Consider the following 22,560-nt stretch of genomic DNA (forward strand, 5'->3'; position numbering starts at 1 on the left):
AGTAATCAGTAATCAGTAATCAGTAATCAGTAAAAAGACAGTAGGAAACTTCTATTTAATACTGCACACTTAAAAACTCACATCTGATAACTGATAACTTACCCACTGATAACTGATAACTGATAACTGAGAGGTGCGCCACTGGAAGTTCTCAGATGCTCTATTAAAGATCAAGAAAAGCCGTCGTAAAACGACGGGGTTTTAACCCAAATTTTCGATTAAAGATATAAATGAGGTTAGCATCGACCCAAGCTCTTTAAGATGAGCTAATAATCGAGGGTTTTGTTCATCTAAAAGACTGATTAACTTGTAATAGTCTTCTATAGAGCTAGTATCCAGTGGCGCTAAATCTTGATGAATCAGCTTGTTTCGTTCCGCCACAATGTCTAAGAGAGCCTGTTTCTGAGCATTTAAGAAATCTGAGTCACTATAGGAAACCTTAAGTGACAAAGACATACCTGGCTCAGAAGAGTCTGGTTGAGCTTCAGACTGACTATCATCAACTAGCACAGTGTCATGGAATTTCCCAACTAGCATACCTAATGTGTGCTTACGAAATCTCTCATAATTGTCAACGAACCGGTTACGAGTTGATGTTGATAATCCCTCGATCTGAGTAACTGAAAGTAGATACTTTAAAATACCTTCAATCTTTGAAAAATTAACTATATTTCTACCCAGCTTTCTTAGTGCTTCAGTGCGAACTACTTCAATATCTATCGGTTCATCCATGATTAATGGTAAATCGAGATCTCTGACGTTGTTGGTTGCCATATCCTCTTCCGCCTGAGCGATGAGGCGATCTAATTTTCCCGATGCTAGGTCCGCTTAAATTTGTCTATCCCACATCTCATCAAGATAGTCTTGAAGCCAGTTTGCCAGAGCGCGGACTTCACTTTCTGGCAGTTGCTTAATAGCCGACTCAACTTCTAAGCGATTAGTCATATAACAGGTCAAATTTGAAGATCACAGCCATTTTATCGCTAATTAGGGTTTGCTGTTATAACCCCGTCGATGGCCTAACACAAACCGAAGAACTATAAAGATTAGATTGAACATTTCTGGGATTTCTGTCTAACAGCAATGGTCAGCGGTGATGAATGAACTAGAACATCGCCGCTTCATCGTGTTAGCTGGCTTGTGCTTAGAGTGTAAGTTTGCGGAGAAATCATGCGTATAGTAACTGATTATTAATACTATCAACAGTCAACGTGTTGACTAAAACACCAACCCGTTGCACGACCTCGTAGGCAGTTTTCTGAGGGACAACAATAATTCCACAATGTTCTCTGCCTTCCTCTATGAATTGAAGATGCAATCGTTCAAAATCAACTCGGTTGTGGGTGACAAGACATCTACCTAAAGAAGCTGCAAATTCTAATTGTTCGCTGTCAGTTTTGCCCAAAGTTGACTGCTCAGGAACAGTGGTGACATCTAAACCACGAGAACGCAGAAGTGTTGCAACTAACGCCGACATATCTTCGTCCATGTAAAGCGAAGCAAATATGCTCATAGCTTACCCAAAGCTGCCTTTACAGAAGGATGCACCAACTCATCGGGGACTTGGTTACGTTCAATGTACTCGTTAATTTCTGCTTGATGATCCAAATAAAAACTCAAGGCATCGAACACTTGTGCTAAGGTCAAATGAGGTAAATGAGTTGGAATTTCCTCTGGCATCACACCTAATCGCCACAGACCGACGATTGCGCGAATAGATGTGCGAGTGCCTTCAATAATTGGCTCTCCACCTAAAATCTCATTGTTTCTGGTGACATAACGTGAAAGAGTGATAATCGTCATGGAATTAGGTCTCTTAGGGAAATCGCTAATTCTATTTTAGTCAGGGACAGACATGACTTGATCATGGCATCTAGTCGCTAGAGGCATCGTCGGCTAGATGTTTTTTCGGCAACTTAACCTAAGACTGGCTCTAATAGTTTGACTAGAGAAAAAAGAGGTGCGTTACATTTCATTAACTACCAGAGCGGCGTACTGCTACGCAGTGCCTTCGGCATCGCACTGACACAAACCGAAGAACCATAAAGATTAGATTGAACATTTCTGTGATTTCTGTCCAACGGCAAAGTTAGCCTGCTTTTGGGGCAGGGATTAGCGCAAAGGTGGTGTTATACTCAGACAAAGTGCAGAAAGTCAAAATCCGTAACTTTCTTGAATCCATGCTGACAACTACTCAATTTGCGCCCCTGCTAAAGCAATTGTCTTACTCCGATAAGCTCTTATTACTTAACTTTCTTGTAGCCGAGTTGCTCAAGGATTCTGGTATTGTACCGATGTCTATTCAAGATGATCTCCCTAGACAAGGTTTACATGACTCTTTTGAGGCTGCCGCCATTCTTGCTCAAGCATTAAAAGAGAAACAAGAATTGACTCATGGCTAATAAGGTAAGATTTGCTTTCACCGAGGTAGATTCTAGTCTTGGGGCATTAAGTGCGCTTCCTTATTTACCATTGACATTAACTTATCAAAGTCAATCCTTGAATGTTTCGGGTCTCTTGGATACTGGTTCTAGTGTTAATGTGTTGCCCTATGAAATGGGTTTAGCTTTAGGTGCAGTCTGGGAAAATCAAAGACTATCTCTGCCATTAGGAGGTAATTTAGCTAGATTTGAAGCTCGTGCATTGGTTGTTAAAGCTACTGTTGAGCAATTCCCCGCCGTAGATTTAGCCTTTGCTTGGACACAAGATAAATATGCGCCGCTAATACTAGGACAGATGAACTTCTTTTTTGCCTTTGATGTTTGTTTTTACAGATACGACTTAGCATTCGAGATTAGTCAAAAATAGTTTGACTAGAGAAAAAATATGTGCGTTACATTTCATTAACGCACCCTACCAGAGCGGCTACGCTGCCTTCTTCAAATACTTGAAACGTGAGTTGATAGACTTCCATTTTCCATTCGTGATAAAATCAGAGGATTTTAGATTTTATCTCCGAGATAGAATATGAGGGCTTGACTGCAAATCGCAACATTTTTAGTGCTGATGATTGAGCTGCCTGATTCAAGAAGTTATCTCGATCAGTACGACCAGACTTTTGATGACTCTTATCGTCTAGTTCGATAACAGCTTCAACTGTTAAGTCTTCTAGATTACATAAAACAAAATCAAAATGTTTCGCTGAAATTTTATTGAAAGCACGCTGCCAATGACTTTTGTTTAACCCATTTTCAGGGGTAAGAACATCGGCAACACGAACCTTGCTGAAAATGATGAAATCATCCCCTACTGCCTGCTTTAGAGCATGATAGAACTTAATTTCAGATGGAGTTAGTAATGTTCCACGAATTTGATAAGAGTATTTTTGCTTTGATACATCGGAACCTTTACTAGAAACAAAGTGAGGACTAATAAAAACAATAATAGTTAAAGTAAGTGCCGTTATGACAATTAATAGAATTAGCCATCCCATAATTTTCTTTCTTCCATCTCAATTATAAATAAGTCTAACCATTTATTATACAGAAAATTTCCGAATAACAATCCTCAGAGTAACGATATGTAAAAACTCTCGGCATATCACCCCATTTTAGCACCATCGCCAGAACTTTTCTGCGTATCATAACCAAAAGCGTATTAGCCAGATTAAACAAACTCTTTTAAGTAGATTCCTAACAACAAGCTGCAATAAAATAGACTTTTCGGGAAGTCTAGCACTAATTCTTCAGTCCACCCCACAATTACCTAATTTTCGGGGAAAAAGTGCCAAAATTTTGCCACCGATCGCTCTTATGTCTGGCACTTTTTGAGGGCAAAAAAATCTAAAAATCTTAGCCAACAATGTTTTTAGATTTATTCAGCCAACCCTAAGTTAAATTTTGAGTTGATCGATTAAATCGCGCATGATTTTGGCCGAATTATGTAACTGTTCCGTTTCTCTGGGACTAAGAGCAAGATTCAGGGTTTTAATCACTCCTTTCTCGTTAACCACCGAGGGAATACTTAAACACACATCTTTGAGACCGTATTGACCATCGAGGAGAGTGCTAATAGTGAGAATTCTTTCTTGGGAACGTAAAATCGCTTTAACGATATCTGTGGTAGCTAAACCGATCGCATAGCTAGTATAACCCTTGCGTTTGATAATTTCATAGGCGGCGTTTTTAACCTGAAGAAAAATTTCTGTTAAGCTTTCTTGGTCGGCTGCGCTTAAATCCTGCCAATCTCCTTCGAGTAACCTTGCTCCTCCGATATTAGCCGAACTCCAGACAGCAAGCTCACTATCCCCGTGTTCACCGATAATATAAGCGTGGACGTTACGCGCATCTACATGGAGTTGGGTGGATAAAAGAGAGCGTAAACGGCCAGAATCTAGCACCGTACCCGAACCAATCACCCTAGAAGGCGGAAAATTGGTGATTTTCAGGGTAACATAGGTCATGATATCGACGGGATTACTCACCACCAAAATCAAAGCACTGGGGCAGTAAACAGCCACATCCTCCAGAATACGGCGAAAAATCGCCACATTTCGCTCAAGGAGATGTAATCTGGTTTCTCCCTCTTTTTGGGCAGCCCCGGCAGTAATAATCACCACATCGGCATTTTGTCCCACATCGGCCACGGTTCCCATTTTCAAGTCTGTGGGTTCAATAAAAGGCATTCCGTGCCTTAAATCCATCACTTCCCCTTCGACTTTATCCGTGGCGATATCTTGCAGAATTAATTCATCAAAACAGTCTTGAATTAACATCGAGTAAGCGCAGGCCATCCCCACCTGACCAACACCGATAATTACCCCCTTGCGAGGACGCAGCGGCGCGGGTTTTTCAGCGTAGGGATTGGGAGTAAATATTTTATCTAGCATAGATTTTTGCAGTTACTGGCTCGGTAAGCTCATTTTAAAGGGAAATGGTTAATATCAGGTAAAAGGAGACTATCAAGAGATTTTGAGGACGTTATCGGCAATTTTTTTCTGGTAATTGGTCGGACAAATTTCTTGTCTTTGATTCCCTGACCCCTAGTTTAAGAGAATTGAGGGCTGCTGACAGCTTCAGGCTATATCCTAAAATTAGGAATAAGGTTACAGTAGGAGGCGAACCGATGATCTATCACATCACTACAGAAAGAGGTTGGCAAATAGCTCGTGAAATGGGGGAATATCGGGCGTATTCCCTAAAAAATGAGGGATTTATCCATTGCTCTACCTTAGAACAAATTCCGAAAGTTGTGGACGCTTTTTATCAAAATCAGCCAGACTTGCTGGTTTTAGCCATTTCTCTCGAACAATTGCAGGCCCCAGTCAAATGGGAGCAGCCCCAACATCCTAACCCAGAAAATGCCACTCTAGAGCTAGAAAAAGAGACCTTTCCCCATATTTACGGTGCTATCAACCTAGAATCGGTAGTTTTTGTCAAACCCCTAGAGGAGTTGCTCAATTCCTAAGTAGGGATGCACAATTATTTGTAGGATGGGTTAGCGGTAGCGTAACATGAGCGGGCGTTGGGTTTCATGCTTCAACCCAACCTACGTTCATCTAGAAAAAGAGACCTTTCCCCATATTTACGGTGCTATCAACCTAGAATCGGTGGTTTTTGTCAAACCCCTACAGGAGTTGCTCAATTCCTAGAACTAAATCATCTAACTCTTGGTAATCGGGGAGAGTAGTATCGATGCTCAACCCGCGCCGAATCACGAGACGATCCCACTGTGGTCGCGATAATAGCTCGCTAAAGTAGCGAGCCTTGAAAATTAACAAATTTGCCTCTAGACCCGTCTTAATGCGCCCTAAATGGGGCAATCCGAGCAGATTGGCTGGGGTGAGGGTGACACTATTTACCCAGTCAGCGTAGGGTGTGTCGAGATGGGCAATCCGCACCGCTTGGGTAAAGACTTCTAAACCATCGTGATCCCCAAAACCATAAAAGGGATCGCGACAGTTATCACTGGCAAAAGCAACCGGAATTCCCGCTTTTTTCATCTCTTTTATCTTAGTTGTCCCGCGCCAAAAGGGGGTTTTTTCCTCTTGACGATCCTGTAGGTAGAGATTGCACATCGGCAAGCTAACGATAGCAATGCCCGCATTTTTGACTAAATTTAAAGTTTCTTGGATTATTTCAGGGGATTGTACCGCTAAACTGCAACAGTGACCACAGATGATTTGTCCAGAAAATTGCTCTTTGATAGCAGTACGCGCGATCGCTGCTAAACAGGTAGAATCGGAATCGCCGTTTTCATCCAGATGAAAATCGAGATTTAAACCCCTTTCTTGGGCTAATTTGAAGGTAATATCAATTTGTGCCTGTAAATCGGGATTTGTGTAGGCTACTCCCCCTAATATGCCTCCAAATTCGGCAATTTTATCGGCTAAGGCCGCTCCCTCGGAGGTTTGATAGTAGTCAAGGGAAACTAGAGAAACCGCTTGCAGGGTGATTTTACCGGCCCATTGTCGTTGCAATTCTCCCAAAGCAGTTAAGCTAATCTGTGCCTGTTGACCAAAAGAGTCGATATGGGTGCGAATAGCGGCGGTTCCGTGGGCATAACTGCATTTAACGCCGAATTCCATGCGACGATACACATCCTCTAAGCGCCACTCCCGTCGGGAATCCTCTAGGGCCATTTTTAAGGCACTGTCAAAAGTGCCATCATGGTTAGGACAACGATGCCAACTATGACCTTTATCGAGATGGGTGTGCATATCGATAAAACAAGGAAAAACAATCTTTTTTTCGAGGTCAATAACGGGAATATTATCTTCGGGGGGGATTGTTGAGGTGATGCGATTAATGTAACCGTCATTAATTTCCAGATTAACTAAGGTTAATCCCTCGGAGGTTTGGGGAGAGAAACTCTCATTTTCTAGCAGGGAAACGGGAATATGAGCATTTTTGAGCCAGTAGCGCTCGCTTGAGGGAATCATAAGACCTCTGGTAAAAATCAAAAATTGTTGTTAGGGTTAGGAGTCGGTCGTCGGTGCATCTCACATTTGCAGGAATACCGACAGTCAGCAATTATCAGTAACTCTTATAGCGGTTCTCACACCTGTGTGGCACAGTTAAACCTTTGCTAATTAAGCTTTTCAACATCGATAATGTACCTCTTGCGAACAGGAAACGCTATAGATAATTACAAATGTATCAGCAGCTGCGTGTAAGCATCCCACCGAAAAACTAATGCGCGGGGGGTTTGGGGGCGGCGCCACGCCCCCAACGGGGGGTTTGGGGGGTAGAACCCCCCAAAAGCTTGGATTGAGTGATAAAATTCGGAAGTAATGCCCGATCTTAGCCGAGAGTTTCCCCGTCAAAATCCCAATTGGTAGATGTACAAAAATGAGATGCAGCCTCGGTCGTCGGCCGTCAGGAGAATTAAGAATGAATAATAATCAATTAAGGGGTATTAAGTAAGGAGTGTTAAATGGCATTAACAGTGCTATCTTTTCCCTGATTAATGTTTACTGATAAACTGGCAGACGCGGCTTTAATTCCCAGCCATAAACTGCTAAAAATTCCTTTAATTTATCGGGGTGTAAATGGAGGTAATCGGGATTAACTTCATCGATAATGCCAATACCGCCTAAATCCCGCGCTCCTGCCGCTAAACAATCCAAGAGAAAAAGAGGATCGGGTACTAAATTCGGGGGAATTTGAATGACAATATCTGGGGGCAAAATTTCCCTAGCTTGTCTAACCAGATCGGGTAATTTTTGCAGATCAAAAGGATTATTTTGCCACTGTTCCCTTTTGCCCGGATTGTAGGGTTGTAGGATCACTTCTTGAATATGTCCCCAACGTTGATGAATAGTGGCAATAGTTTCTAAGGTTACTAAGCGATCGCATTCTGTTTCACCAATTCCTAATAATAAACCCGTGGTAAAAGGAATTCCTAATTCTCCCGCCCATTGTAACTGCTCTAAGCGCAGGGATGGCACTTTACTGGGGGCATGACGATGGACGGTATCTAATAAAGTCACCGTCATTTGTTCTAACATTATGCCCATAGATAGATTGACATTTTTCAGTTTTTCCATCTCGGCAAAAGTTAAAATACCTGCATTGGTATGGGGATAAAAACCCATATTTAAAGCCAATGCTGCTAAATTATAAATATGCCGAAACCATGACTCTCGATTGGCTGCTAAAGGATGAACTTCGCCGCTAAGAATTAAAATTTCCGTAATTTCCGAACCCTGCAAAGCAGTTAAAATCTCTTTGGCCTTGTCTAGACTTAACCAGCCATCAGTGCCTAAATCCCTGCGAAAATTACAATAACTGCAACGATTGAAACACTCGTAGGTAGGTACAAGGGTATGAGAGGGACTATAGGTGACAATTCTTGACATTTTTTTCGGAATTAGAGTTCATTACGAGCATTCAAGGGCGATAAAATTTGCTATCGTGGGAAGAATTGCTGTTTTATTCACTTAAAAACGCTCTCCCTTTTCGCTTCCTCCTATGATTTTCGATCCTGCCAGTCTTCCCTCCCATCGTCAAACGATTCGCCCGATTAGCGCCACGGCCCTGCACGGAATTGTATTTCAAGATGACAAATTAATCGCTATCGACGCAAAAAACGGCTATTTATACCAAATTGCCCTCGATACTGGTCATACAACCGTAATTAATTCCCATCGCTGGCAAGAATTCGTCGGGACGACGGGATTGGCAATCGATGATCAAAATAACCTCTGGTTTACTACCCGCGAAAATCTCTACTGCTGCACTCTCGAAGATTTTACCCCGAAATTTTTTACCCGTCTTCCCTACACCGCTAACGGAGTCGCCGTAACTGCTAACACAATTTATGTCACTTGTCAACGTTCTGGACAAATCTTTATATTTGATCGCCAATCGGGACAGGAAATTACTCGTTTGTACGCGCCGGGTATCGGCATCGAAAATATCACCATTCGCGGGGAAGAACTTTGGTTAACGGATACCCTAGAACAAACGGTTTACTGTCTTGATCGCGCCACGGGAGAACAGCTTTTTAGCATGATAACTCCTTTTGAATCACCGACGGGATTAGCATTTTATCGCGATGCGAACAGTGGCAAGGATATCTTATATGTGGCCTATGCTTTCCAAGAACCCTTTATCCGCGATAATCCCAATTCCGAACAGGTTTACGAACTTAGTTATCGTCCGCGTACTTTTGTCCATCCTCTATATTTTCACTACGATCCCGCTAAAAAATACACCCTTTCTAACGGTTATCTGATTGAATTATCCTACGTCGAGGAATTGGAACCTCTATATAATATCGAACTAAAAGATGTGGAATGGCGCATCGCTTTACCCCTAGAAACACCGCGGCAAAAAATTCGCAGCGTCGAAGCGGTGGGATTGCCTTTTACTGAAGAAATTCAAGACGGGCAGCGGGTGGCAGTATTTAAGTTCAAGCAAATAACCGCCAAACAACGTCATATTTTTGGTTGGAAAGTGGTCTTAGAAGTGTGGGGAATTAAATACCAAATTACTCCCAAAGATTGCGAAGATTTACCCCCCTTACCCGCCGATTTTCCCGATCGCTATTTGATCGATAATGATGATCTGGCTATGAATACAGAAATTATCCTCAATGCTGCCCAAGAAGCGACTGGTCGGGAAACCAATCTACTCAGAAAAGTTTATAGTATTCGTAACTACGTCTATGATCAGCTTTCCTACGGCATCAAACCCAACATCGACACCCCCGATATTGCCCTGCGGCGCGGAGTGGGTTCCTGTGGCGAATATGTGGGTTTATTATTGGCTTTGTGTCGTCTCAATGGTATTGCCTGTCGCACGGTAGGACGTTATAAATGCCCACCCCATCCCCTCGAACGTAATTTACCCCTCGAACCAGATTACAATCACGTCTGGATGGAATTTTATCTCCCCTCTATCGGTTGGGTTCCCATGGAGTCCAATCCCGATGATATCTTTGAAGGTGGTCCCTATCCCAATCGTTTCTTTATGGGTTTAGCTTGGTATCACACGGAAATTGCCAAAGATATCCCCTTTGAACGAATGCTCAGTGAAGGACAACCGGTGTTAAAAACCCAAGTTCCCATCGGCGATTTAGCGATTAATCACGTTCAATTCGTCATTCTTGAGGAATTAGCCCCAAAAGACTAGAATTCTGAGCCATCATCTAGGATGCCCATTTCTCTATCTCTGGCTTCTTTGAGTTCTTTGACCATTTGCAAACCCGCGCCCACACAGAAGCCCAGGGCTGCCCCGGCACCGGCAAAATAACGTCCATAGATGATTTGATAGTTATAGGGATTTTTATAGTTGACTTGGCTGGGATTGCGTTCAATGCGGCTAATGCCATAACCGATACCTGCCCCGACTAAAGCGGTAACAAGGCCTGAAAATAGAACTAGACGAAAGTTCATGATCTTATCTCCCGATGGACTCTGACTTTAGATTATCGCTGAAAATTAGTTCCTGGCAAGCGATCGCAATAATTCGTTAAGTAGTCGTGCCAAATTAATTTCCCTTGAGATGTGTAATTAATTTTCCTTAGTTACTTATCAAGTAAATAAACTGGCATCAACCCGAAAATATGCTCCCAAAGACCTAGCTTCTGACTGATTGATGCTGCGTTGTCCATTAATTATTTGCTGCACCGCATCAGGGGAACCCAAAATAGTAATTAGCTCTGGATATTCTATCTCGTTAGCTTCTATAAGATGCCGTAAAGTTGCTAAAGGATTTCTGTCAGGAATTGGATAATTATCTGCCTCGAACCTTTCGATCAAACTAATCAATAACTCCAGTAAAGCTTCCTCCTCTAAACTAAGTTCCGAGCGATGTTCCAACTCTTGAGCAATTGCGATCGCTCGCTCGTTTTCCGCCTCTGTGGTGATTGCTTTTGGTTGATAGTGAGCGAGTAATTCTCCATAGGTTTTAGAATTAAAAGTAAGCATCATTTTTCCAATTTTCTTTATCGTACTCGGCGTGGGTAAGAATATATTTAATATAGATAGTCTGTCGGTTATAAACTAGATCTACAATTAGACGATAGTGATTTCCTTTAATGTTAAAAACAGTGAAATTACCAACAGATTCAGCACTTTTATAAGTGGCTTGCACATCGATTAGATTTTGCCATGCCGCTTTACTAGCGACTCTATACCAATCATAGAGAGACTCGCAGGAATTAGCGTTGGTCATACAGAAATCGCGAAGTATTCGACGGCTAATTACCCGCATAATACAAATATACCTCTGGCAGTTTCTGTCAATAGCAATTATATCTCAATATCTAGGCTAACTCAAGCTGGCGGGCTGATTTGCTCACACTTTACATCCCGTAAAATGGTAGCACTTGGGGCTAGTGGGGACGTTTTCCCGCTTACCAGCTAAATTGAGAATATCAGGGGCATTGATGCCTAAAGGAAGACAAAATGTATTAGGCTAAAAACTAAACTATTTTGGCAAGATTTCTTTGAAGACCTCCTCAGCCTACTTATTGGTTTTCCACGGTAGTCGCGATCCGCGTCCAGCCATGGCGGTGACACGATTAGCAGCCTTAGTTCAAGAAAAAATCAGTCAACCCGCCGAAAGATTGGCGAGTAAATCGGAGTTTAGTCCACCTATAGCGGTTCTAGAAGCAGATAATCGGGTATTAGTAGGGACTGCCGCCCTAGAATTAGCGATAACACCTCTCCATCAACAAATAGAAGCTTTTGCCCAACAAGCACAAAGCCAAGGATGTAACCGGTTGCAGATTATCCCCCTGTTTCTCCTGTCGGGGGTTCACGTTAAAGAAGATATTCCCGCAGCCGTGGCCAAAGTGCGATCGCCGATTAAGCTAGAGTTAAAGCCCCATTTAGGCAGTTATCAGGGCATAAAATCGCTGTTATCCCGACAATTTGCCGATTTAAGCCACCAAGATCGCATTTTACTGTCCCACGGTAGTCGTCGCCCCGGGGGTAATCGGGAAGTGGAAAATCTAGCGGCGTTTTCTGGGGCAATTACAGCTTATTGGTCGATAGAACCGAGTTTACCCCAACAAATCAAGAGTTTAATTGCTAAAGGTAGCCAAAAAATCGCTATACTGCCCTATTTCCTCTTTACTGGTGGAATTACCGCTGCGATCGAAGCCCAAGTTTTTGAAGTATCACAAAAGCATCCAAATGTCAATATATTTTTAGGTAAATCTTTGGGAGCGACGGGGGAATTAGCCGAGATTATTGTTGAGGAAGGATGTGGATGAAACGGGCAGCGATCGCTCTGGGCAGTAATTTAGGAGATTCAGCGACAATTTTAGGGCAAGCTTTAGGGGAATTAGAGCGAGTCAAAGGAATTAAACTAGAAGCTCATTCCCAATGGTATCAAACCGCGGCCGTCGGGCCGCCTCAGCCGGATTATCTCAACGGTGGCGCCATTGTGCAAGTGGATTTATCGCCCTTAGATTTACTGCATAAATTATTAGAAATCGAGCAGTTATTCGGGAGAGTCCGACGGGAAAGATGGGGACCGCGTACCCTCGATTTAGACTTAATATTTTATGATGACCTGATCTTAGAAACGCCCGAATTAAAGATACCCCATCCCCGCTGCCGAGAACGGGCCTTCGTGCTGCTTCCCCTGGCGGAAATTGCCCCCGATTGGCGAGATCCCGTAACCGGAAAAACTATCCTTCAGCTATTGGGGCAATTGGGATTGGCGGAGTAGGATGTTAGGTGTTGGGGTTTTAGTGGAAAACTTCCCTAGTTTCTTTTCACTGATTACTGGTTACTGTTCACTGATCACTGAAAAGTCTTCCCCTAACCCCAAATAACCGCGTCTCAGTTACCGCCCCGAAACTCTACAATAAAGGCAGCAGCATCAATAAACAGTAAAAAAATCAACCGTGACCAAGACCCCATCGCTCGAGGAAACTCATTACAATCAGGCTAAAGCTAGTTTACAACAGGCTTTAACTTGGTATGCCAGTTTTCGCCGCCATTGGAATTATCCCCCCGATCCCCAACTTCAGGCCGCCGTTAAAGAGGATTTGCAGTCCCTAAAATCGGCCTTGGATAAACTGGATGAAACAGTGATTCGGGTGGCAGCCTTCGGGTTAGTCAGTCGCGGTAAATCCTCGGTGGTAAACGCTTTAGTCGGTCAAAAAGTCCTGGCAACCGGACCCCTGCACGGGGTGACACGCTGGCCGCGATCGGTGCGTTGGACACCAGCCACGGGTAAAATTCAGATAGAATTAATCGATACCCCCGGATTGGATGAGATTGAAGGGGAAGCGCGGGCGAATATGGCCAGAGAAGTCGCTAAAAGTGCCGATTTAATTTTATTTATCGTCGCGGGGGATATTACCCGCACTGAATACGAGTCCTTGGCAGAATTGCGCCGGGCCAAAAAACCGCTCATTTTGGTGTTTAATAAGATTGATCTCTATCCGGAAGCTGATCGCCGCCAGATTTTTCAGCAGTTACAGAGATTAGGAACCAATCGGGACGAAAAAACGTTAGAAGATTTGTTAACTAGCGATGAGATAGTTATGGTAGCCGCCGAACCGCAACCGATTCCCGTCCGGGTGGAATACCCCGATGGGCGCGTGGTGACTGAGTGGGAAACCCCTCCCCCCCAAATTGAGGAGCTGCAAGATAAACTCTTAACGATTTTAAATCGGGAAGGGCGCTCGCTGCTGGCCTTAAATGCTTTAGTGCAAGGGCAAGAAGCGGAGGAAAATATCGCTAGAAAAACCCTAGAACTCCGGGACAGTCAAGCGGAGGAAATTATCTGGCAATACGCGAAATATAAGGCTTTAGCGATTGCGGCCAATCCGATCGCTATTTTAGACCTACTAGGGGCTTCAATCGTCGATTTAACTCTAGTTCGGGCTTTAGCTCGTTTGTACGGCTTGCCGATTACCAGTCACCAAGCTGGTCAACTCTGGCGGACTCTACTTTTGAGTAGTGCGGGGTTGCTGGTGGGGGAAATCCTCGGCACTGTGATTATCGGTTTGGGCAAAACGGCAGCGGCAGCGGCGAGTATTTTTGAAAATCCCACCTCTTTAACCCTCTACGGTAGCACCGCTCTCTTACAGGGAGCAATTGCCGCTTATGGAACCTATATCATCGGGAAAGCCGCTAAAATCTATCTAGAACGCGGTTGTAGTTGGGGGGCATCCGGACCGAGTACGGTGATCAATCAAATTCTCGCTCAAGTTCATCCGCAAACTATTTTATATCGTTTACGTCTAGAACTAGAACAGTGATTTTAAAGGAAAAAGTAAAAAGGAAAAAAGGCAACAGTGATCAATTAAATACGGTTCTTCGTTACTTGGCATGGTTCGATCGGATGGCATAAATCGACTAAATTCTTATCTGGCAAAAGACTTAATTGATTAGTTCGTTCTAGAGGGAAAACAATTGACAAATCCCTGATCACCCCGTCCATTGCATAACACGAACCACTGACGACCGACTCCTGATGACCGACTCCTGATTTTAGAAACTTAATTTTTGACAACGACAACTAGCTAGAAATATTGAGAGAAAATCATGTCTGCTGCCCATAAGTCCTATATTCCCGTTCCCGTTTCTCGCCAAAAAAGCCAAGGGAGTCAACGTCGTCCCCAGTCGCGGGTAACTTCCCCCAACCCCACTACTAAACCAGTTACTCAATCCTCCCCGACTCCCACCGTCAAACCGACGACTAAATCGGTGGCGAGAGTTCCCGTGGCCCCGACACAAAAACAGTTAGCCTCCCGTCAATTACGTTCCCTTTGCCTCCTAGAAAGAATAGTGGCCGTGATTACTTTTTGTCTGTTGGGTTCGACTCTGGGAATATATGCTTGGACGGTATATATTCCCAAGGTTTGGGACAAAGAATTTGGTAAACTGGAAACACTGCAACGTCACGAGCGCCATCTTTTGGCCACCAATGAAACCCTTAAACATCAACTAGCTCAACAAGCAGAAAAACCCGAAACCGGATTAACTCATCCTCAACCCTTCCAAACTATCTTTTTACAGCGTAAATCTGCCCCGAACCTGAAACCTGCCCCCGCTTCTCAACCCCAATCTACCGTCAATTCTCGACCGAGAAGTGCCTATTAACAGTTATCAGTTAACAGTTAACAGTTATCAGTGGGGAAGTTAACAGTTAGCAGTTATCAGTTAAGTGGGGAGGCACAATTATGTGTAGGATGGGTTAGCGGTAGCGTAACATAATCGGGCGTTGGGTTTCATGCTTCAACCCAACCTACGTTCATCTTATATTTAATTCCACCCACCCACTTATCAGTTAAGCTAAGACGCATTTAAAGCGCTTATTCTTAAGATTAGCCGAATCTCCCCCAATCCCTTTACTGTTGCCTCTTGCCTCTTGCCTCTTGCCTCGTCTCAACAAGCAATTTAAATGCTTAACAGCTTATCAGTGGGTAAGTTAACAGTTATCAGATGTGAGTTTTTAAGTGTACTTTTTACTGTTTACTGATTACTGTTTACTGATCACTGCTCACTGATTACTGCTCACTGGTTACTGCTTACTGTTCACTGATTACTGTTTACTGATAACTGAAAGATACTTCTCATGACTGACACAAAAAGACCCAGATTTAGAGGTAAAAAAACTCGATCGCCCTCTGGCAGGCTCCGGGACAGAAAGTCCTATTTAAACGCCAAAAAACAGCAAAAACAGTTAAAAAATTTGCCTTTGAGTAACGGGCGATTGGTGGTGGTGTGGTTGATTTTAGTCATGGGTATTTTGGGGTTAGGTTGGCGATTGTACCAATTACAAATAGTACAAGCACATGAATTGCAAAAAAGAGCCAGAAAACAGCAAACCACCAGTATTAGACCCTATATTCCCCGACGGGCGATCGTCGATAGTAATGGTAATGTTTTGGCGACCGATCGCTTGATTTATACTCTTTATGTACACCCAAAACTGTTTGCTATTCCGCCGGCAGAAGTGGCTGATAAATTAGCTCCTTTATTAAATATTCCTACTAATCAACTCATTCAAAGATTTAAAGAAAAAGAAACAGGAATTCGTTTAGCCAATCAATTAACCGAATCCGTGGCTAGGGGCTTAAAACAATTATCTCTTGACGGTGTAGAATTAGAGGAAAAGTACGCTCGTTATTATCCCCAAGACGATGTGGCAGCCGACGTGATTGGCTATGTAGATAAAGAACATCGTGGTCAAGCAGGATTAGAGAGAGGTTCCAGTCAGTTATTAGAAAGAGATCCTTTTTCTGTCAATACAAGACGCATGGGAGACGGGCGAATTTTACCCGCTTTTGTTCCCGATGGTATCTTTCAATTTGATGAATTACAGTTAGAAGTAACCCTCGATTTAAAACTACAAAGAGCCGCCAGGACGGCCCTACGAGAACAGCTAAAAAAATTTAATGCTAAACGGGGAGCCGTCATCGTCATGGACTCCCTTGACGGTTCTCTTTTAGCCCTAGTTTGTGAGCCAACTTTTAACCCCAACGAATACTATAAAGCCAATGTGGCTCTATTTAAAAATTGGACCGTAGCTGATCAGTACGAACCGGGGTCAACTTTTAAACCAATTATTATCGCCCTGGCCATGGAAGCGGGGGCAATTAAAGCTAGTACGGTAGTCAATGATCCGGGGGCAATTACTGTCGGCCCCTGGACGATTAAAAATGCCTCTAAACAGGGTTATGGGGCGCTAGATATGGCCAGAGTTCTGCAAACCTCTAGTAACGTGGCCATGGTGCAAATTGCCCAAAAAATGGGGCGAGTTGATTTCTATAAAAGTTTATTAGGATTGGAAATAAATCAAAGGGTTGGCGTAGATTTACCCGGAGAAGTGGCAGGATATCTCAAACCCGAACAAGAATTTCTGGATAATGCCATTGAATCGGCCACCGCTTCCTTTGGTCAAGGTTTATCCCTAACGCCTTTAAAATTAGTACAGTTGCACGGTGCGCTGGCCAATGGTGGCACCTTAGTAACTCCCCATGTGATCAAAGGATTAGCCGACGACCGCGGCCGTTTGCACTGGCGGCCCGGTTATCCCAGCAAAAAAGTCTTTTCTCCCACCGTGGCCCGGCAAGTGGTGGAAATGATGGAAACCGTCGTCAGCAAGGGGACGGGGGTAGCAGCCCAAATCCCCGGTTATCGCATCGGAGGCAAAACGGGAACCGCACAAAAAGCTAGTCCGACGGGGGGTTATCTACCTAACGCCAAAATTACCAGTTTTGTCGCGATTTTACCGATCGAATCGCCCCGTTATGTGGTTTTGGTGGTGGTGGATGAACCCAAGGGTGCCAATACTTTTGGCTCCACTGTTGCCGCTCCTGTGGCAAAAACGGTGATGAATACCCTCATTTCCCTCAAAGGTATCCCCCCCACCTCCAAGGTCGTTCCGGCGGGTTCTCAGACCAATAAACCCCCGCGTAACGATTAATTTAAGTGTTGAGGAGAAAAGCCGCTAAATTGTCTGGTAATACTAAATCCGTTTTTAATAGTCCGATTAACTGCCAAGTTATGGATTGTTTCTCCCTGCTCCGGTGCTCCTCACTCTCCTATACTTTTTAAACAGGATTTATTATGATTGGGGAGTCGGTGGTCGGTCAAAGAGGCCAACTCTAACGCAGTAAACAGCCTAAACTCTGGCCAGTATTGGAGCGGGTGTAGGGGTTCCAAGTTCCTAACTCCCGGGAGGAACGACCACAGAGATAAGAGCGCTCTAAATCGCTCAATCCTTCCACCTGACTGAAATCGGCCCCTCCTAGATTCTGGATCTGTTCTAGAATTGCACCGGTTAAGTCGGCACCCCGCAGATCCGCAAACTGTAACTCGACCCCAACCAAACGAGCGTCACGCAAAAAAGCCCCGGTTAAGGACGCTCTTTGCAAGTTAGCTCCACTTAAGGCCGCTGCTGCCAGATTTGCTCCGGTTAAGTCGGCCCCGCTTAAATAAGCTCCCCGGAGATTAGCACCACTGAGGTCGGCAAATCTAAGATTAGCATTATTAAGATAAGCACCAGTTAAATTGGCTTTTGGCCCGATTGCTCCCGAACTCTTATAATCATAGCCTTCTGGCCAGCCAGTTGTCCCGTCGTAGAGAGAGAGGGAAATTTTCGCACCAGTTAAGTCAGCACCCTGCAAATTAGCCCCACAGAGGATCGCACGATATAGTAAAGTGTCTCGTAAATTGGCCCCCCGGAGATCGCTGCTGCGCAGATTGGCCCGGCGTAAATCCGCGGCCTCTAAATTCGCCCCGGTGAGATTAGCCCCAGCTAAATTGGCCCCTAAGAGGATTGCCCCCGTAAAATCGGTGTTTTTCAAGTCCATTTGACTTAAATCGATACCTTCCAGATTAGCGGCGCTTAAACTTTGTCCTTTATCCCTGGCCTTGCGGACATCATCGAGGCCAGGAGAAACAAAATTCAGACGAGCGATGAGGGGGTTCATAGGGGTCTGTACCGATACTCTTTAACTATCATACTTTAACAATGCACTTTTAGAGATTCTGGCTCTTCGGTTTGTGTTATGCAATGGACGGGGGTTATAAGGGATGTAACCCTTATATAGAAAGGCATTTAGCGATTTTTGTCAATTGTTTTTGCTCTAGAGCGAACTAATCAATTAAATCTTTTGCCAGATAAGGATTCAGTCGATTTATGCCCCCCTATCGAACCATAACAAGTAACGAAGAGCCTAAATTTTCAACACCATCACAATTTATGATATTCAATGGTTCTTCCCCTCTATTCCAAGTAACTCCATTTGCTGCCATTAATTCGGGAATAACTCTCAATTCCTCTGCACCTTCCACTAATAACTTTTTTGTCTCTATTTTAGGCATTGTTACCGCACCTCAAGATTACTTGTAGCAGCAATAACAATTTCTTCTGGATCAAAGATTACAGATTGGCTTTTTTCCCTATCTATCCTTTGAATAGTAATCTCGTTATCGGTAATTTTTTCTTCGGTAATTAATTCGGCTAAACTTTGCCAACAATCGCGGCTGTGAGTGGTAGCAAATACCTGAATATTGAGTTTTTTGGCGGTTTCCCAGACTACTTTCCACATATCAGTCATGACAGTAAAATGCAATCCGCTATCAATTTCATCAACTAATAAAATTCCATTGTCCAGATTAACCATTGCTAAAACTAATCCTAACATTCGCCAAAATCCATCGCCTAAACTGCCAATAGGTATAGGTTGATCATGATTTTTAATTTTGATTAAAAACCCACCTCTAACACCTAGGTTATTTGAAGTTAAATACTTGCCAGAACCAACACTGGCTATCCTTTCAATTTTTGGCTCAATAATTTTCAAAGATTCAATAATTAAATCTTCTAAAGGAGAGAGAACAATGTTATCAAAAAGTGCTGTCATGTCAGAACTTGTTAGAGAAAATGGTGTTAAGAACTTCAATTTAATTTTATTATCAATACCTATTTTATGGGAAATTCTGCTTAAACTAGCTATTCTTCTTATAGAATCTCTGGCAAGAGTACCGTTGGCAAGAAGTTCCAGTTCAATAGGTTTTTGTGAGCCAATCCATCCAATACTTAAAATAAGTTTACCCCATTCCTCATTGTCGAAATTGTTATCATTATTTTGATTTATATCATCATTTTTGTCTGAAAATAAAGATAGTTGTATAGGAATGCTTTCAACAGAAATGGTAACACTTGCTAGATAGGATTTGCCATATCCACTGATGATAATTTTTTTACTTGGGATGATTTCATGCCCAGGAAATAAATGACAAATTTCAAAAACTTTAGTGCGACTAGGTAGATTACTTTCTGACCAACCAAACTCACCTCTATAGCTAATAGTTTCAAGAAATATATCTATATTATTCTGAGCATACAAAAACTGAATCGCTTCTAAAATAGAAGTTTTACCGCTATTATTTTTACCCACTAAGAGATTAATTCGACCAAGATTGGCCATCTCAAAATTCTGAAACCCGCGAAAGCCTTCAATTTTTAGGGATTGTAACATGAGTGATTACCCCGGATTTTCAGTTATTAAATCTAGTTTATCTCAACCCCAGTAGCCAAAGCCCCCGACGAGACTAGATAGCGCAGACTCACCTTACCATCACAGATTAACTCAATCAGCGCTTTTAGTCCCTTTTCACCTTTCGAGCATTATAGCTGGTTTCGGGGCAGAAAACCAGCAAAAACATGACTACAGAGGGAATCGCTGACTCTAGAGATTAATGACAATAAATTCCTAGCTGCCGATATAGTTCAACCTCATCCTTGCAAACAGTTAAGGTTTTTTGTTCTTCAATATTCTGAATAGCTTGTTGAGTTTTTTGGTTAAAATCACTTATGGTATAAGTCCCTTCTGCAATTCGTCGTTCTTTTTCCGCTTCTTCTAAAAATTCAGCTAGGTGTTTTTTTAGATAGGTTGCCAGGCTATCTTGTTGTTCTTCAGAAAGCAGTGCAATTTGCTCGAAAGTTTCTTGAATTAATTTAGTCATCTGTATTGTACTCCGAAGTTAAGTTTTTGAGGAAAAAAATCAAGATAAGTAGGTAGGCGTTAAAAATTATCAGACACCCCCGTTATCAAGGGTAGGGTTGATTCATGAATCAACCCTACCTTATCAAGGGGGGCAGGGGGGATCGAACTTAAAATCCATTTTTAATTTAATTATAACCAGCTACTTATAAATACTGCCCTAACACACCAAAAAGAAAAGTTTTTGATGTGTTACGCTTTTGTCAACCCACTATTTATAACAAAGCCATTTCTCCCACCACTTCCAAGCGGGTATAACTGCCGATTTTGAGGAATTTTTCCGAGAGAGATTCGGCCACATTAGGAGTAATCCAGCCTAACTGTTTGAGAATTTGCAAAGCGGCGGCATATTTAGCCCGTTTGGAACCATCTAAAGCTTTAATTGCTAATCCTAAACCTTCACCGACGCGCCCAATACATTGAATACCTTCGGCCCCGGCTTTACTGACGATTTCCCCCTGACTAGCCCGCATTAATTCCGTATCAAAAGCCCCTTCTCCTGCTACCATGCGGGGATGATAGGTCATCGCCCGGACGATTCTTTCTAAGTCTAAACGGTTGCCAGAGGCTAACTGGGCGTAGAGATGGGCCATTTGCCCCAACTGCATTGAATAGGTGGGCGCGCCGCAGTCATCGTGGGCGCTGATTAATTCATCCCCCGGCATCCCCAATAGTTCGGCAATTTTGCTGAGAATTAGCTTCTGTATCTGACTAGAGCGCCGCAGATAGCTATTTAACGGCCAGCCGCGCTGTTGACACACCGCTAACATCCCGGCGTGCTTACCAGAACAATTGTACTGAAGGCGACTGCGTTTACCTTCCGGGAGGGGACATTGCAGGGCATTAGGATCGATATCGGCGCGCCAGAGAATATTAAAGACTTGACGGGCGTGTTCCACTGTGCCTTGGTGAGAACTACAGATAATGGCTAGATCCTTATCGTTGAGATCGTAGCGTTCGAGGGTGCCGGTACTGATGACAGCCAGTGCTTGAAAAGGTTTCAGGGCCGAACGAATAAAGGCGCTAGTTTCGGCGCTGCCGGCGGTGGATAATACCCGGCCGCGGTCATCGCAAATAGCGGCCTCGACATGATGAACCGATTCAATAATACCTTCCCGGAGGAGATGAATTTCTAAGCGGTGGGTTGGTGAACGTTTTACCCTATTCATTCAGATTGGTGATTGGTTGCGGTTAGTGAGTGAAAAATAGCCAGAAAAGACCACTGATAGCGACAATTGCCCCTAGAATCAGGGCGGTTTTTTGTAAACGCTGGAGAATGGGCTGGATTTGATAGGAGACGATTAAACGATCGCGGGTTAAAATGGCGGCGGTTTTTGTCCAGATTTGGCCATCGTACCAACCCGACTCTTCATAAAATACTTTCTCCGATTGCAAGCGATCATAGACGTAGATCCAGCCTAAATACAAGCGCAATAACACCAATCCTACCAAAATTGTCGAGCCAAAAATCCCCGCACAGAAGAAGAGAAAAGGGGCTTTTTTGAGGGGAAAACTAGCGGCGGCAATCGGTCCGACAATTAACCATGTCCATAACCATAACCAGACAATTTTTTTTGTATAAGAGGCTACATCTAGCGTCGCCCAACGAAAAAACCAAGATTCTTTTAATTGTTCGTACTCGTTAACCGGTTGCTGTTCTTCCGGGACGGGACAGAAATCAAGGGAGGATTTCATGGATTCTACTCCTCTAAATGGTCGCTAGGTAGAGGAATCCGTTGGGCATGACCCCAAAATGCTTCTAAATTATAAAATTCTCGCTCTTTTGGTAAAAAGATATGGACAATGATATCGCCATAATCCATCAGGATCCAGCTACCTTCGCTTTTTCCTTCCACTTGTCGGGGAGACTGTTGCCATTCTAGTTCCATAGCGGCTTCGATCGCATCCTCGATCGCTCGCACTTGAGTGGTAGAATAGCCGGTAATAATCAGAAAATAATCGGTTAAATAACAGATATCGGCGACTTTCAGGATGGCGATGTCCCCCGCTTTCTTGTCTTCGGCAGCGGTAACAATTGTCTCTAGAAAATTTTCGGTCTTGAGATTTTCGGCGACGGGGGTAATAATTCCAGTGGGATTGGTCATTCAGGTTGTGGTTATCCTTTGGCTG

At 43.4% G+C, this 22,560-nt stretch carries 27 protein-coding genes and 1 pseudogene; 10 read left to right on the top strand and 18 right to left on the bottom strand.

What is annotated here, in order from left to right:
- Window positions 1-201: 201 nt before the first annotated feature.
- From IM456_RS01545 to IM456_RS01555, 3 genes are all read right to left on the bottom strand, one after another.
- A complete protein-coding gene (locus IM456_RS01545; RefSeq protein ID WP_287691568.1) occupies window positions 202-774 on the bottom strand; it encodes a hypothetical protein in 573 nt (190 codons plus the stop codon).
- A gap of 394 nt (window positions 775-1,168) precedes the next feature.
- On the bottom strand, window positions 1,169-1,513 hold the full coding sequence (locus tag IM456_RS01550) for a DUF5615 family PIN-like protein (protein WP_002794977.1): 345 nt from the start codon (window positions 1,511-1,513) through the stop codon (window positions 1,169-1,171).
- The gene (locus IM456_RS01555) at window positions 1,510-1,803 is read right to left on the bottom strand and encodes a DUF433 domain-containing protein (protein ID WP_002794978.1); all 294 of its coding nucleotides are present in this window, start codon (window positions 1,801-1,803) and stop codon (window positions 1,510-1,512) included. The genes IM456_RS01550 and IM456_RS01555 overlap by 4 nt, the downstream gene beginning before the upstream one ends.
- A 377-nt stretch (window positions 1,804-2,180) precedes the next feature.
- Here IM456_RS01555 and IM456_RS01560 point away from each other — a divergent pair, with 377 nt between their 5' ends.
- Together IM456_RS01560 and IM456_RS01565 are read left to right on the top strand one after the other, a co-directional pair.
- A complete protein-coding gene (locus IM456_RS01560) occupies window positions 2,181-2,402 on the top strand; it encodes a hypothetical protein (protein WP_002784323.1) in 222 nt (73 codons plus the stop codon).
- Window positions 2,395-2,808, top strand: a complete 414-nt coding sequence (locus tag IM456_RS01565; RefSeq protein WP_287691567.1) for a pepsin/retropepsin-like aspartic protease family protein — start codon at window positions 2,395-2,397, stop codon at window positions 2,806-2,808. Before IM456_RS01560 ends, IM456_RS01565 begins: the two co-directional genes overlap by 8 nt.
- Window positions 2,809-2,932: 124 nt before the next feature.
- Here the strand turns inward: IM456_RS01565 and IM456_RS01570 are convergent, their stop codons facing one another.
- Both IM456_RS01570 and IM456_RS01575 read right to left on the bottom strand, forming a co-directional pair.
- The gene (locus tag IM456_RS01570; protein ID WP_149985810.1) at window positions 2,933-3,433 is read right to left on the bottom strand and encodes a DUF2726 domain-containing protein; all 501 of its coding nucleotides are present in this window, start codon (window positions 3,431-3,433) and stop codon (window positions 2,933-2,935) included.
- A gap of 399 nt (window positions 3,434-3,832) precedes the next feature.
- The gene (locus IM456_RS01575; protein ID WP_002763206.1) at window positions 3,833-4,828 is read right to left on the bottom strand and encodes an L-lactate dehydrogenase; all 996 of its coding nucleotides are present in this window, start codon (window positions 4,826-4,828) and stop codon (window positions 3,833-3,835) included.
- 236 nt (window positions 4,829-5,064) lie between these two features.
- Here IM456_RS01575 and IM456_RS01580 point away from each other — a divergent pair, with 236 nt between their 5' ends.
- Together IM456_RS01580 and IM456_RS01585 are read left to right on the top strand one after the other, a co-directional pair.
- Window positions 5,065-5,406 (top strand): DUF952 domain-containing protein, encoded by a 342-nt coding sequence (locus tag IM456_RS01580; protein ID WP_287691565.1) that lies wholly within the window; start codon window positions 5,065-5,067, stop codon window positions 5,404-5,406.
- Between the two features lie 46 nt (window positions 5,407-5,452).
- Window positions 5,453-5,590, top strand: coding sequence for a hypothetical protein (locus tag IM456_RS01585; protein WP_172969778.1), 138 nt, complete (start codon window positions 5,453-5,455; stop codon window positions 5,588-5,590).
- On the opposite strand, the gene IM456_RS01590 is transcribed toward IM456_RS01585, so the two are convergent.
- Together IM456_RS01590 and cofG are read right to left on the bottom strand one after the other, a co-directional pair.
- Entirely contained in the window at window positions 5,567-6,880 is a 1,314-nt protein-coding gene (locus IM456_RS01590; RefSeq protein ID WP_287691562.1) for a cytosine deaminase, read from the bottom strand. The two genes, IM456_RS01585 and IM456_RS01590, sit on opposite strands and share 24 nt — an antisense overlap.
- Before the next feature lie 531 nt (window positions 6,881-7,411).
- Entirely contained in the window at window positions 7,412-8,299 is an 888-nt protein-coding gene (gene cofG / locus IM456_RS01595) for a 7,8-didemethyl-8-hydroxy-5-deazariboflavin synthase subunit CofG (RefSeq protein ID WP_287691560.1), read from the bottom strand.
- A gap of 112 nt (window positions 8,300-8,411) precedes the next feature.
- On the opposite strand from cofG, the gene IM456_RS01600 reads away from it, so the two are divergent.
- Window positions 8,412-10,076, top strand: a complete 1,665-nt coding sequence (locus IM456_RS01600) for a transglutaminase domain-containing protein (RefSeq protein ID WP_149985807.1) — start codon at window positions 8,412-8,414, stop codon at window positions 10,074-10,076.
- Here the strand turns inward: IM456_RS01600 and IM456_RS01605 are convergent.
- The 3 genes from IM456_RS01605 to IM456_RS01615 all read right to left on the bottom strand — a co-directional run bounded on the left by IM456_RS01605 (window position 10,073) and on the right by IM456_RS01615 (window position 11,159).
- The gene (locus IM456_RS01605) at window positions 10,073-10,339 is read right to left on the bottom strand and encodes a hypothetical protein (protein WP_149976144.1); all 267 of its coding nucleotides are present in this window, start codon (window positions 10,337-10,339) and stop codon (window positions 10,073-10,075) included. The two genes, IM456_RS01600 and IM456_RS01605, sit on opposite strands and share 4 nt — an antisense overlap.
- 138 nt (window positions 10,340-10,477) lie before the next feature.
- Window positions 10,478-10,873 (bottom strand): helix-turn-helix domain-containing protein, encoded by a 396-nt coding sequence (locus IM456_RS01610; RefSeq protein WP_002763195.1) that lies wholly within the window; start codon window positions 10,871-10,873, stop codon window positions 10,478-10,480.
- Window positions 10,860-11,159 carry a type II toxin-antitoxin system HigB family toxin gene (locus IM456_RS01615; RefSeq protein ID WP_004162999.1) on the bottom strand — a complete coding sequence of 100 codons (300 nt, stop codon included), beginning with the start codon at window positions 11,157-11,159 and terminating at the stop codon, window positions 10,860-10,862. Before IM456_RS01615 ends, IM456_RS01610 begins: the two co-directional genes overlap by 14 nt.
- 235 nt (window positions 11,160-11,394) lie before the next feature.
- On the opposite strand from IM456_RS01615, the gene IM456_RS01620 reads away from it, so the two are divergent.
- The 5 genes from IM456_RS01620 (at window position 11,395) to IM456_RS01640 (ending at window position 17,342) form a co-directional block, all read left to right on the top strand.
- Window positions 11,395-12,165: a sirohydrochlorin chelatase gene (locus IM456_RS01620; protein ID WP_502845902.1), complete on the top strand. Its 771-nt coding sequence runs from the start codon at window positions 11,395-11,397 to the stop codon at window positions 12,163-12,165.
- A complete protein-coding gene (gene folK / locus IM456_RS01625) occupies window positions 12,162-12,626 on the top strand; it encodes a 2-amino-4-hydroxy-6-hydroxymethyldihydropteridine diphosphokinase (RefSeq protein WP_287691569.1) in 465 nt (154 codons plus the stop codon). The genes IM456_RS01620 and folK overlap by 4 nt, the downstream gene beginning before the upstream one ends.
- A gap of 178 nt (window positions 12,627-12,804) precedes the next feature.
- Complete coding sequence (locus tag IM456_RS01630; RefSeq protein WP_149985804.1) at window positions 12,805-14,169, top strand: GTP-binding protein; 1,365 nt, start codon at window positions 12,805-12,807, stop codon at window positions 14,167-14,169.
- Between the two features lie 286 nt (window positions 14,170-14,455).
- The gene (locus tag IM456_RS01635; RefSeq protein WP_149985803.1) at window positions 14,456-15,013 is read left to right on the top strand and encodes a hypothetical protein; all 558 of its coding nucleotides are present in this window, start codon (window positions 14,456-14,458) and stop codon (window positions 15,011-15,013) included.
- A 475-nt stretch (window positions 15,014-15,488) separates the two neighbouring features.
- Complete coding sequence (locus tag IM456_RS01640) at window positions 15,489-17,342, top strand: peptidoglycan D,D-transpeptidase FtsI family protein (RefSeq protein ID WP_287691555.1); 1,854 nt, start codon at window positions 15,489-15,491, stop codon at window positions 17,340-17,342.
- A 181-nt stretch (window positions 17,343-17,523) separates the two neighbouring features.
- Here the strand turns inward: IM456_RS01640 and IM456_RS01645 are convergent, their stop codons facing one another.
- From IM456_RS01645 to rsfS, 8 genes and pseudogenes are all read right to left on the bottom strand, one after another.
- Window positions 17,524-18,351 (bottom strand): pentapeptide repeat-containing protein, encoded by an 828-nt coding sequence (locus IM456_RS01645; RefSeq protein ID WP_149985801.1) that lies wholly within the window; start codon window positions 18,349-18,351, stop codon window positions 17,524-17,526.
- A 217-nt stretch (window positions 18,352-18,568) separates the two neighbouring features.
- A complete protein-coding gene (locus IM456_RS01650) occupies window positions 18,569-18,745 on the bottom strand; it encodes a DUF3226 domain-containing protein (protein WP_172970474.1) in 177 nt (58 codons plus the stop codon).
- 2 nt (window positions 18,746-18,747) lie between these two features.
- A complete protein-coding gene (locus tag IM456_RS01655; RefSeq protein ID WP_287691552.1) occupies window positions 18,748-19,905 on the bottom strand; it encodes an AAA family ATPase in 1,158 nt (385 codons plus the stop codon).
- A gap of 44 nt (window positions 19,906-19,949) precedes the next feature.
- Window positions 19,950-20,039, bottom strand: a pseudogene (locus tag IM456_RS23175) (divergent PAP2 family protein); the annotation flags it as partial.
- Window positions 20,040-20,122: 83 nt separating this feature from the next.
- Window positions 20,123-20,392, bottom strand: a complete 270-nt coding sequence (locus tag IM456_RS01660; RefSeq protein ID WP_149985799.1) for a hypothetical protein — start codon at window positions 20,390-20,392, stop codon at window positions 20,123-20,125.
- Window positions 20,393-20,645: 253 nt separating this feature from the next.
- On the bottom strand, window positions 20,646-21,599 hold the full coding sequence (locus IM456_RS01665; RefSeq protein WP_149985798.1) for an asparaginase: 954 nt from the start codon (window positions 21,597-21,599) through the stop codon (window positions 20,646-20,648).
- A gap of 22 nt (window positions 21,600-21,621) precedes the next feature.
- Window positions 21,622-22,125, bottom strand: a complete 504-nt coding sequence (locus tag IM456_RS01670) for a CGLD27 family protein (RefSeq protein WP_002763155.1) — start codon at window positions 22,123-22,125, stop codon at window positions 21,622-21,624.
- A 5-nt stretch (window positions 22,126-22,130) separates the two neighbouring features.
- On the bottom strand, window positions 22,131-22,535 hold the full coding sequence (gene rsfS / locus IM456_RS01675; RefSeq protein ID WP_002739249.1) for a ribosome silencing factor: 405 nt from the start codon (window positions 22,533-22,535) through the stop codon (window positions 22,131-22,133).
- Window positions 22,536-22,560: the final 25 nt, after the last annotated feature.

The sequence above is a fragment of the Microcystis sp. M079S1 genome (genome assembly GCF_020246425.1).
Classification (GTDB): domain Bacteria; phylum Cyanobacteriota; class Cyanobacteriia; order Cyanobacteriales; family Microcystaceae; genus Microcystis; species Microcystis aeruginosa.

What these genes read in the sequence shown, in the direction of transcription:
- IM456_RS01545 (WP_287691568.1), bottom strand. Translation starts at nt 774, where the DNA reads ATGGCAACCAACAACGTCAGAGATCTCGATTTACCATTAATCATGGAT.
- IM456_RS01550 (WP_002794977.1), bottom strand. Translation starts at nt 1,513, where the DNA reads ATGAGCATATTTGCTTCGCTTTACATGGACGAAGATATGTCGGCGTTA.
- IM456_RS01555 (WP_002794978.1), bottom strand. Translation starts at nt 1,803, where the DNA reads ATGACGATTATCACTCTTTCACGTTATGTCACCAGAAACAATGAGATT.
- IM456_RS01560 (WP_002784323.1), top strand. Translation starts at nt 2,181, where the DNA reads ATGCTGACAACTACTCAATTTGCGCCCCTGCTAAAGCAATTGTCTTAC.
- IM456_RS01565 (WP_287691567.1), top strand. Translation starts at nt 2,395, where the DNA reads ATGGCTAATAAGGTAAGATTTGCTTTCACCGAGGTAGATTCTAGTCTT.
- IM456_RS01570 (WP_149985810.1), bottom strand. Translation starts at nt 3,433, where the DNA reads ATGGGATGGCTAATTCTATTAATTGTCATAACGGCACTTACTTTAACT.
- IM456_RS01575 (WP_002763206.1), bottom strand. Translation starts at nt 4,828, where the DNA reads ATGCTAGATAAAATATTTACTCCCAATCCCTACGCTGAAAAACCCGCG.
- IM456_RS01580 (WP_287691565.1), top strand. Translation starts at nt 5,065, where the DNA reads ATGATCTATCACATCACTACAGAAAGAGGTTGGCAAATAGCTCGTGAA.
- IM456_RS01585 (WP_172969778.1), top strand. Translation starts at nt 5,453, where the DNA reads ATGAGCGGGCGTTGGGTTTCATGCTTCAACCCAACCTACGTTCATCTA.
- IM456_RS01590 (WP_287691562.1), bottom strand. Translation starts at nt 6,880, where the DNA reads ATGATTCCCTCAAGCGAGCGCTACTGGCTCAAAAATGCTCATATTCCC.
- cofG (WP_287691560.1), bottom strand. Translation starts at nt 8,299, where the DNA reads ATGTCAAGAATTGTCACCTATAGTCCCTCTCATACCCTTGTACCTACC.
- IM456_RS01600 (WP_149985807.1), top strand. Translation starts at nt 8,412, where the DNA reads ATGATTTTCGATCCTGCCAGTCTTCCCTCCCATCGTCAAACGATTCGC.
- IM456_RS01605 (WP_149976144.1), bottom strand. Translation starts at nt 10,339, where the DNA reads ATGAACTTTCGTCTAGTTCTATTTTCAGGCCTTGTTACCGCTTTAGTC.
- IM456_RS01610 (WP_002763195.1), bottom strand. Translation starts at nt 10,873, where the DNA reads ATGCTTACTTTTAATTCTAAAACCTATGGAGAATTACTCGCTCACTAT.
- IM456_RS01615 (WP_004162999.1), bottom strand. Translation starts at nt 11,159, where the DNA reads ATGCGGGTAATTAGCCGTCGAATACTTCGCGATTTCTGTATGACCAAC.
- folK (WP_287691569.1), top strand. Translation starts at nt 12,162, where the DNA reads ATGAAACGGGCAGCGATCGCTCTGGGCAGTAATTTAGGAGATTCAGCG.
- IM456_RS01635 (WP_149985803.1), top strand. Translation starts at nt 14,456, where the DNA reads ATGTCTGCTGCCCATAAGTCCTATATTCCCGTTCCCGTTTCTCGCCAA.
- IM456_RS01640 (WP_287691555.1), top strand. Translation starts at nt 15,489, where the DNA reads ATGACTGACACAAAAAGACCCAGATTTAGAGGTAAAAAAACTCGATCG.
- IM456_RS01645 (WP_149985801.1), bottom strand. Translation starts at nt 18,351, where the DNA reads ATGAACCCCCTCATCGCTCGTCTGAATTTTGTTTCTCCTGGCCTCGAT.
- IM456_RS01650 (WP_172970474.1), bottom strand. Translation starts at nt 18,745, where the DNA reads ATGCCTAAAATAGAGACAAAAAAGTTATTAGTGGAAGGTGCAGAGGAA.
- IM456_RS01655 (WP_287691552.1), bottom strand. Translation starts at nt 19,905, where the DNA reads ATGTTACAATCCCTAAAAATTGAAGGCTTTCGCGGGTTTCAGAATTTT.
- IM456_RS01660 (WP_149985799.1), bottom strand. Translation starts at nt 20,392, where the DNA reads ATGACTAAATTAATTCAAGAAACTTTCGAGCAAATTGCACTGCTTTCT.
- IM456_RS01665 (WP_149985798.1), bottom strand. Translation starts at nt 21,599, where the DNA reads ATGAATAGGGTAAAACGTTCACCAACCCACCGCTTAGAAATTCATCTC.
- IM456_RS01670 (WP_002763155.1), bottom strand. Translation starts at nt 22,125, where the DNA reads ATGAAATCCTCCCTTGATTTCTGTCCCGTCCCGGAAGAACAGCAACCG.
- rsfS (WP_002739249.1), bottom strand. Translation starts at nt 22,535, where the DNA reads ATGACCAATCCCACTGGAATTATTACCCCCGTCGCCGAAAATCTCAAG.